We start from the raw sequence: 8,965 nt of genomic DNA on the forward strand, positions 1-8,965 counted from the left end.
GTCCGGTCGACTACGCCCGGGCTATCGCCGATACCGCCCTGCTGGCGCTGATCGCCAGTCTTGGCCTGGCGCAGCTCTCCCATGAAACCACGCCGGCCCTGGCCCAGCTCGGGTTCACGGCGCTGGCCTTTTACGCCATGGCAGCAAGCCCCTACCGTGCGGCCACCAAAATCCTCGGCCCGGCATTCGGTCTGCTGATCGGGCTTGCAGGACTCGCCCTGAGCGGTGCTCCCACACTGGCATTGCTGATTGGCATGGGCGGGGCACTGGTGGAATGGACTCACATGCGCTGGGGCACCGGCCAGTCCGATCCTGCAGCCAGGCAACAGTCCTGGCACTGGGTGCTGCTGATCACCGGCATCACGCTGCTGGTAGCGCTGCTGGCCCATGGGTTGGACCTGTGGCGCTGGAGAATTCACCTGCCGGGCGCAGACGGTCAGTCCGCCCTGAAAGACTGGCGCAGCCTGGGTCGCCTGCTGCTGTGGTTTACCTGGCCGGCCTGGCCGCTGGCGATGTGGACACTTTATCGCTGGCGCAGGCAGCTGGCCAGCCGCCATGTCGCCTTGCCATTGTGGTTCGCCGCGATGGCCGTGGCCGCCACGCTGACGACCACAGCCTCGGACCGCAGCCTGCTGCTGAGCCTGCCGCCGCTGGCAGCGCTGGCTGCCTTCGCGCTCCCCACACTCAAACGCAGCGTGGCCTCGCTGATTGACTGGTTCACACTGCTGTTTTTCACCGGCTGCGGCATCATCATCTGGGTGGTCTGGATTGCCATGCAGACTGGCGTTCCGCGTCAACCCGCAGCCAACGTCGCCAAACTCGCACCGGGGTTTGAACCCAGCTTCTCGTGGCTGGCGTTTCTGGCCGCACTGCTGGCCACCCTGGCCTGGGCCTGGCTCGTCAAATGGCGCGCCGGCGCGCAGCGTGCGGCCATCTGGAAATCGCTGGTACTGCCTGCCGGCGGCGCCACCCTGTGCTGGCTGCTGCTGATGACGCTCTGGCTGCCCCTGCTCGACTATGCCCGCAGCCTTGCGCCCCTGTCGCGCCAGATCGCAAATCTCGTCGACAAAAGCGCCTGCGTTGAGATTTACGGCGTAGGCAGTGCGCAGGCCGCCGCGCTGCAGTACCACGGCGGGCTCGAGCTCCGGCAAGCCGGAACGCAGGCAAGCTGCCCCTACCTGATTGTGGATGTCGAGGCGCAGCCAACGCTCAGCCGCGTCGTTAATTTGCCCGATTGGGCCTTCCAGGCGACGGTGCGCCGACCCACGGACAAGACGGAAAACGTCCTGCTGTTCAAGCGGGTGGGCCTTCCCCGCCCGAACTCAAGAACCAGCCCTTGAGCGAACTCAAGATCATCAGCCAGCACGCGGGCACCGTGCTCGTCGGGCAACTGGCCGTCATGGCCTTCGGTGTGGCCGACACGGTGATTGCAGGCCGCTACAGCGACGAGGCCCTGGCCGCGCTGTCGGTAGGATCGGCGCTTTACATCAGTGTTTACGTTGGCCTGATCGGCATTGTCCAGGCGCTGCTGCCCATCTGGGCCGAAATGATGGGCGCGCGCCGCCATGAGGCGGTAGGTGCTTCGCTGCGCCAAAGCATGTACCTGTGCGGTTTTATCGTGGTGGTGGGTATGGCAGCTATGCTCTTCCCCGGCCCCCTGCTGCGCTGGGCACAAGTGCCTGAACTGATGCGCGATGAGGTACAGCGTTACCTTGCGGTGCTGGCCTTTGCGTTCGCACCATCCCTGCTGTTTCGCATCTACAGCACCTTCAACCAGGCACTGGGCAAGCCGCTGTTGGTCACCTGGCTGCAGGTCGGCGCCCTGCTGGTCAAGATCCCCCTGTCTATCTGGCTGGTGGCCGGCGGTGCCGGCGTAGAACCCATGGGCGCTGTCGGCTGCGCATGGGCCACGCTGATTGTGAACTACCTGCTGCTGGCGCTGGCCATCCTGATGCTGCGCACACAGACGCTGTACCTGCCCTATCGCATCTGGCAACGCATGGAACGGCCGGACTGGCTGCAAATAGGTCACTTCGCCAGGCTCGGCATTCCCGGCGGCCTGGCTTATCTGGTGGAAGTGACGTCGTTCACGCTGATGGCACTCTTCATCGCCCGCCTCGGCACCGTGGCCTCCGCAAGCCACCAGATTGCATCCAGCGTGGCCGCGGTTCTCTACATGATGCCGCTGTCCATGGCCATCGCGTGCAGTGCCCGCGTTTCGTTCTGGATAGGCGCAGGACGCCCGGATTACGCAAAACGCGTGGTGCTGCTGGGGCTGAAGCTCACAGGGCTCGCGGCGCTGACACTCGCGGCCGTGGTTTCAATGGCCGGCCCCGTGCTGGCAGGCTGGTACTCCGGCAACCCGGAAATCGTCGCGCTGGCCTCCGCTTTGCTGGTGTGGGTTGCGTTCTATCACGTCGCCGATGCAACACAGGCCCTGACGGCCTTTTTGCTCCGCTGCTACCGCATCACCATTGCGCCGCTGGCCCTTTATGGCGTGCTGCTATGGGGCCTTGGGCTTCTGGGGGGCTATCGTCTGGCTTACGACGGCATTGCAGGCCAGGCCGCGACGCAGTCCGCCAGCAGTTTCTGGGCGGCCAGCACGCTCGCCATTGGCCTCGTTGCGGCATGTTTTCTGGCTCTGTTGTGGCATGCAGTCAGGCGCAGCCTGAAGGTGACTCAAACTGGTTGAGTCCGGCGAACGCGCACGACGGGAAAAATGATGGAAAAGCAGGAGCCGTGCCCCGGTTCACTTTGAATGTTGAGCTCAGCACCGTGACGCTGGGCGACATGTTTGACGATGGCAAGGCCCAGGCCGGTGCCCCCGGTTTCACGCGATCGGCTGCGGTCGATACGGTAAAAACGTTCCGTCAGGCGTGGCAGGTGCTCAGGCGCGATACCCGGCCCGGTGTCCTTGACCTTGAACTCACCACGCCCGTCCTCCAGCAGCGCCCAGCTGACGCGGACCAAACCGCCCTCCGGCGTGTAGCGCACTGCATTGGTTACCAGATTGGACATCGCGCTATAAAGCTCGGTCTGTACCCCGGCGATTTCGGTGCCTGGCCCCTGGTCAAATTCCAGCTGGTGGCCCTGCGGCGCAATCACCAACGACAAGGCCCTTGCCTCCTGCTCTGATTGGGCCATCAGCGCACTGACGGTCATCCAGTCACTGGCGCCCGGAAACGGGCTGCCTTCCAGTCGCGACAGGGTCAGCAGGTCATTCACCAGCGTCTGCATGCGCTGCGACTGCTGCGACATCAGCGCCAGGTAGCGGGCACGCTCCGGCTCCTTGAGCGGCAGCGTTTGCAAGGTTTCGATAAAACCCGACAGGACTGTCAATGGCGTGCGGATCTCATGCGACACATTGGCCACAAAGTCGCGACGCATGGCTTCTGCCAGCTCCACGGCCGTGATGTCCCGCGACAGTAGCAGCTTGCGGTTTTTGCCATAGGAATGCACATGCACCGACAGCTTCACCGGGCGGGCCGGCGTGCTGAAGTTGCCCGGGATCACCACGTCGTGCGAGAAATCACCCGCTGCCATATAAGCCTTGAAGGCCGGGTCACGCACCAGGTTGGCGATGTGCTGCAGCACGTCGCGCTGGGCGTCAAACCCGAAGTGCTGGCTGGCCATCTGGTTGCACCACTCGATACGGCCTTGCGCGTCGAGCAGCACCACGCCGCTCGGCGAGGCCTGCATGGCCGCCAGGAATTCATCGAGGCGCGCCTGGCTTTCCTGGAACTGTTGATCGCGATTCTTGAGCAGCCGGCGGGTCCGGTCCGCTACCTCGCCCCATACACCGGGAAGGCTGGGGGCGCTGCCGGCCGTCACGGCCGGTGTATCGTTGTTTTGTTCGATGCGCAGCCAGCGCAGCAGGCGGCCGATGTAGAAGCTGTCGATGACCAGCCAGACCATAGCCCCCACAGCCAAGCCTATGCCCAGTCCGAAGGTCAAGCCGTTTGCGGTGCGCGCCCAAAAGCCCAAACCGCCGCCAACAATCATGCAGGCGGCAAAAACAATCCACCGATTGATCATGCGCTGGATTGTGCCGCAGCGACCGGGTTGTTGGCGGCCATCGCCGTCAGCCGGTAGCCGGCGCCGCGCACAGTTTCCACCATGGTGCCCGCTGCGCCCAAGGCCTCACGCAGACGCTTGACGTGGACGTCGACGGTGCGCTCTTCAATGAACACGTGGTCGCCCCACACCTTATCGAGCAGGGAGCTGCGGCTGTGGACGCGCTCGGCGTGTTTCATCAGGTAGTGCAGCAGCTTGAACTCGGTCGGGCCCAGCTTGAGCTCCTGGCCCAGGTAGGAAATGCGATGCGTGGCGGCGTCCAGGACCAGCCCGCCGACGGTCACGCTGTCGTTCACCGACTCGGGAGCGCGGCGCCGCAGCACGGCACGTATGCGCGCCAACAGTTCCTGGGTAGAAAACGGCTTGGTGATGTAGTCGTCGGCGCCGGCATCCAGCCCGGCCACCTTGTCGGGCTCGTCACCGCGTGCCGTCAACATGAGGATGGGAATGCTCTTGGTACGCGCCTGCTTGCGCCAGTGACGCGCCAACGCCAGGCCGCTTTGCCCCGGCAGCATCCAGTCGAGCAGGATGGCATCGGGCAACACAGCGTCGAGTTCGCGCTGGGCCGACACACTGTCTTCCGCCACCACGGGGTCAAAGCCACCATGCCGCAGGTTGACGGCAATCAACTCGGCAATGGCTGGCTCGTCTTCAACAATCAGTATGCGTGGCAGGTGTTTCATTCCGTCTTTACTTTACTGCGGATTCAATCTGTTCCATCGGCGTGTGCCGCACGTCGGCGCCCTTGACGATGTAAATGATGAATTCTGCGATGTTCTTGGCATGGTCGCCCACGCGCTCGATGGCCTTGGCCACAAACAGCAGGTCCAGGCTAGGCGAAATCGTGCGCGGGTCTTCCATCATGTAAGTGATGAGCTTGCGCACAAAACCGTCGAATTCCTGGTCGATCTGGTCGTCTTCCTTGAGGATGGAAACCGCGACCGCGGTGTCCAGCCGGGCAAAAGCATCCAGTGCCTTGCGCAGCAGGCCGGAAGCAAGCTCCGCCGCGATGCGCAGGTCGGACGAAGGCAGGGCACGGGCCGATCCGCTTTCTATGATGGACTTGACCATGCGGGCAATCTTCTCGGCCTCGTCGCCGGCACGCTCGAGGTTGGCTGTGGTCTTGGAAATCGCAATCAGCAGGCGCAGGTCGCGAGCCGTAGGCTGGCGCCGCGCAATGATGGACGACAGCTCGCGGTCGATGTCGATTTCCATCGCGTTGACGCGCGATTCGGTTTCGATCACCTGGTTGGCGCTTTCGGCGCTGAACTGGGACAGCGCATAGATGGCCAGGCGAATCTGCGACTCGACGAGGCCACCCAACTCCATCACGCGCGAAGAGACGCCGTTGAGTTCGCTGTCAAACTGGGTCGATAGGTGTTTATCAGGCATGTGTGCTCCCTAATCCGTATCAGCCGAAACGGCCGGTKATGTAGTCTTCGGTTTCTTTACGTTTTGGCTTGAAGAACAAGTCTTCGGTTGCGCCAAACTCAACCAGGTCGCCCAGATACATATAGGCGGTGTAGTCGCTGCAGCGGGCCGCCTGCTGCATGTTGTGCGTCACGATGACTACCGTGTATTCGTTCTTGAGCTCGGCAATCAGCTCTTCCACCTTGGCGGTGGAAATAGGGTCCAGCGCCGAACAGGGCTCGTCCAGCAGCAGCACTTCAGGCTTGATGGCGATGCCGCGGGCAATGCACAGGCGTTGCTGCTGGCCGCCCGAGAGGCTGGAGCCGCTCTGGTTCAGCTTGTCCTTGACTTCCGTCCACAGCGCGGCCTTGCGTAGCGCCCATTCCACGCGCTCGTCCATGTCCGAAGCGTTCAGGCTTTCGAACAGTTTCACGCCAAAGGCGATGTTGTCGTAGATCGACATCGGGAACGGCGTCGGCTTCTGGAACACCATGCCGACCTTGGAGCGGATCAGCGCCACGTCTTTTTTGGACGTCAGCAGGTTCTCACCGTCGAACATGATTTCACCTTCAGCGCGCTGCTCGGGGTAGAGCTCATACATGCGGTTGAAGATGCGCAGCAGCGTGGACTTGCCGCAGCCCGAGGGGCCGATGAAGGCCGTGACCTTCTTCTCGGGAATTTCCAGGTTGATGCTTTTGAGGGCGTGGAACTTGCCGTAGTAGAAGTCGAGGTTCTTGACCGAAATTTTCGATTGTTCGCGTGATGCAGTAGGGGTATCCATCTGTGACCTTGTTGTGTTGTGTGGTCTAAAGGAAAGGCGTCAGCCTGTCAGTTTTTGGCACGTGTCAATACACGCGCCAGGATGTTCAGGCCAAGCACTGCCATGGTGATCAGGAATACGCCTGCCCATGCCAGTTGCTGCCAGTTCTCATAAGGGCTCAGTGCAAACTTGAAGATCGTCACGGGCAAGCTCGCCATGGGCTGGCTCAGGTCAGACGTCCAGAACTGGTTGTTCAGCGCCGTGAACAGCAGCGGCGCCGTTTCACCGGCAATCCGCGCCACGGCCAGCAGGATGCCGGTCGTCACGCCGGCACGTGCGGCGCGCAAGGTGATGCTGGTGATGACTTTCCATTTCGGTGCGCCCAAGGCGTAAGCCGCTTCACGCAGGCCTGGCGGCACCAGTTGCAGCATGTTTTCCGTCGTGCGAATCACCACGGGAATAACGATCAGTGCCAGCGCCAGGACACCGGCCCAGCCCGAATAGGATTTGAACTGCGACACGACGACCGTGTACACAAACAGGCCAATCACGATGGATGGTGCAGACAGCAGGATGTCGTTGACGAAGCGCGTCACGGATGCCAGCATGCCCTTGGTGTTGTATTCGGCCAGGTAGATGCCCGCCATGATGCCGATCGGCGTGCCCACAAAAGTGGCCAGCAGCACCATCAGGAAGGAGCCGTAAATTGCGTTGGCGATACCGCCCTCTTCATTGGGCGCCGGCGTCATCTGGGTCAGGGTTGCCCATGAAAGACCGCCCACGCCCAGGCGAATCGTTTCCCACAAAATMCATGCCAGCCAGAACAGGCCAAAGGACATGGCTGCGAGGGAGAGGACCAGCGCAATCCGGTTGACCCGCTTGCGGCGGGCAAACTTGGCCAACCGCGCATCGTGCATCACGGCGCTCATGTTTTCACCCCTTCACTTTTTCGCAGTTGGGCCAGCAGCAGCTTGGACAGCGACAGCACGACAAACGTGATGAAGAACAGCACCAGGCCCAGGTAAATCAAAGCAGCCTGGTGCAGGCCCTCGCCGGCTTCAGCGAACTCGTTGGCCAGCGCCGACGTGATGCTGTTGGCCGCCTGAAAGAGGCTCAGCGAATCGAGCTGGTTGAAGTTGCCGATGACGAAGGTCACCGCCATGGTTTCGCCCAGCGCACGGCCCAGGCCCAGCATGATGCCGCCCACCACACCGGCCTTGGTGTAAGGCAGCACGACTTTGGAGACAACTTCCCAGGTGGTGGAGCCCAGCCCATAGGCGGATTCCTTGAGCAAAACCGGCGTGACCTCGAACACGTCCCGCATCACCGAGGCGATGAAAGGAATGATCATGATGGCCAGGATGATGCCGGCCGACAAAATGCCGATACCCACAGGAGGGCCAGACACCAGCGCGCCCAGATAAGGCACGCCGCTCAAAAGGCTTTGCAGCGGCTGCTGTACGTAGGTGGCCAGGATGGGGCCGAACACCAGCAGGCCCCACATGCCGTAGACGATGGACGGCACGGCGGCGAGCAGTTCGATGGCGGTGCCCAGGGGCCTTTTGAGCCATGCGGGTGACAACTCGGTCAGGAACAGCGCGATGCCGAAGCTCACCGGCACCGCGATGAGCAGTGCGATCAATGACGTGGCAATGGTGCCGTAAATCATGACCAGTCCGCCGTACTCGCCCTTGACAGGGTCCCAGACGCTGCTGGTGAGGAAGCCGAGGCCGTATTTGCTGATCGCTGGCCACGCCCCGATGACGAGGGAAACCAGGATGCCGGCCAGCAGGGCCAGTGTCAGCCAGGCCGCGCCCTGCGCAGCCCAGCCGAAAAGCCGGTCTGCCAGGGGGCTTCTGCGCACAGTGCCGCCAGGAGGAGGATTGGTCATATCGCGTCCGGTCGCTTTTGCCGGGTGGTCAAAAGCGGCCCGGCTAGCCGGAAGTGTAGAGGACACGTGAGAAACCCCTATGGTATGTAACGACTGCGGAAAATCAGCTTGTTGCGCTTGTTGCGCTTATTTGTAAGCGACAACCTTGCCCGAGGTGTCCTTGATGTCGCCCCAGGCTTTTTCAATGATGGTTTTCACGGCGGCAGGCATGGGCACATAGTCCAGGTCGTCGGCAGTTTTGTCGCCGTTTTTGTAAGCCCACTCAAAGAACTTGAGTGAAGCAGCGGCCTGGGCAGGCTTGTCCTGGACTTTCTGCATCAGGATGAAAGTAGCGCCGGTGATGGGCCACGAATCCTTGCCAGGCTGCTCGGTCAGGATCTGGTAGAAGCTCTTGGACCACTCGGCACCTGCGGCGGCGGCCTTGAATGCGCCATCTTCAGGCGACACGAAGTTGCCAGCGGCGTTCTTCAGCTGGGCAAAAGTCATCTTGTTTTGCTTGACGTAGGCGTATTCCACATAGCCGATCGAATTAGGCAGACGGCCGACGAATGCCGCCACGCCTTCATTGCCCTTGCCGCCAGCGCCTACGGGCCAGTTCACTGCGGTGCCCTCTCCCACTTTGGACTTCCACTCGGCATTGACCTTGCTCAGGTAGTTGGTGAAGATGAAGCTGGTGCCGGAGCCGTCGGCGCGGCGCACCGGTGCGATGGCGGCGTCAGGCAGGGGCAGCGTGGGGTTCAGGGCCTTGATGGCCGGGTCGGTCCACTTGGTGATCTTGCCAAGGTAGATGTCGCCCAGCACCTGGCCGCTCAGCTTGAGCTGGCCGGTGG

The 8,965-nt window shown here is 62.2% G+C and carries 9 protein-coding genes; 2 read left to right on the plus strand and 7 right to left on the minus strand.

Going from position 1 to position 8,965, the window contains the following annotated elements; all coding sequences use genetic code 11:
* A partial coding sequence (locus AC1D1P_RS08030; protein WP_477672624.1) for a hypothetical protein occupies positions 1 to 1,340 on the plus strand: 1,340 nt, incomplete at its 5' end.
* Entirely contained in the window at positions 1,337 to 2,692 is a 1,356-nt protein-coding gene (locus AC1D1P_RS08035) for an MATE family efflux transporter (protein WP_477670884.1), read from the plus strand. The genes AC1D1P_RS08030 and AC1D1P_RS08035, both read left to right, overlap by 4 nt.
* Here the strand turns inward: AC1D1P_RS08035 and phoR are convergent.
* The 7 genes from phoR to pstS all read right to left on the minus strand — a co-directional run.
* On the minus strand, positions 2,680 to 4,035 hold the full coding sequence (gene phoR / locus AC1D1P_RS08040; RefSeq protein WP_477672625.1) for a phosphate regulon sensor histidine kinase PhoR: 1,356 nt from the start codon (positions 4,033 to 4,035) through the stop codon (positions 2,680 to 2,682). The genes AC1D1P_RS08035 and phoR overlap by 13 nt on opposite strands.
* Positions 4,032 to 4,757, minus strand: coding sequence for a phosphate regulon transcriptional regulator PhoB (gene phoB / locus AC1D1P_RS08045; protein WP_431096707.1), 726 nt, complete (start codon positions 4,755 to 4,757; stop codon positions 4,032 to 4,034). Before phoB ends, phoR begins: the two co-directional genes overlap by 4 nt.
* Positions 4,758 to 4,764: 7 nt before the next feature.
* Entirely contained in the window at positions 4,765 to 5,466 is a 702-nt protein-coding gene (gene phoU, locus AC1D1P_RS08050; RefSeq protein WP_411879881.1) for a phosphate signaling complex protein PhoU, read from the minus strand.
* A gap of 19 nt (positions 5,467 to 5,485) precedes the next feature.
* The gene (gene pstB / locus AC1D1P_RS08055; protein WP_457278655.1) at positions 5,486 to 6,265 is read right to left on the minus strand and encodes a phosphate ABC transporter ATP-binding protein PstB; all 780 of its coding nucleotides are present in this window, start codon (positions 6,263 to 6,265) and stop codon (positions 5,486 to 5,488) included.
* A 47-nt stretch (positions 6,266 to 6,312) separates the two neighbouring features.
* On the minus strand, positions 6,313 to 7,173 hold the full coding sequence (gene pstA, locus AC1D1P_RS08060) for a phosphate ABC transporter permease PstA (RefSeq protein WP_477672626.1): 861 nt from the start codon (positions 7,171 to 7,173) through the stop codon (positions 6,313 to 6,315).
* Positions 7,170 to 8,135 carry a phosphate ABC transporter permease subunit PstC gene (pstC, locus tag AC1D1P_RS08065; protein WP_477670888.1) on the minus strand — a complete coding sequence of 322 codons (966 nt, stop codon included), beginning with the start codon at positions 8,133 to 8,135 and terminating at the stop codon, positions 7,170 to 7,172. Before pstC ends, pstA begins: the two co-directional genes overlap by 4 nt.
* Before the next feature lie 126 nt (positions 8,136 to 8,261).
* Positions 8,262 to 8,965, minus strand: a 704-nt coding sequence (pstS, locus tag AC1D1P_RS08070) for a phosphate ABC transporter substrate-binding protein PstS (RefSeq protein WP_477672627.1), incomplete at its 5' end; no start/stop codon positions are given.

The sequence above is a fragment of the Polaromonas sp. P1_E1_2 genome (assembly GCF_056406035.1).

What these genes read in the sequence shown, in the direction of transcription:
- phoR (WP_477672625.1), bottom strand. Translation starts at nt 4,035, where the DNA reads ATGATCAATCGGTGGATTGTTTTTGCCGCCTGCATGATTGTTGGCGGC.
- pstC (WP_477670888.1), bottom strand. Translation starts at nt 8,135, where the DNA reads ATGACCAATCCTCCTCCTGGCGGCACTGTGCGCAGAAGCCCCCTGGCA.
- phoB (WP_431096707.1), bottom strand. Translation starts at nt 4,757, where the DNA reads ATGAAACACCTGCCACGCATACTGATTGTTGAAGACGAGCCAGCCATT.
- phoU (WP_411879881.1), bottom strand. Translation starts at nt 5,466, where the DNA reads ATGCCTGATAAACACCTATCGACCCAGTTTGACAGCGAACTCAACGGC.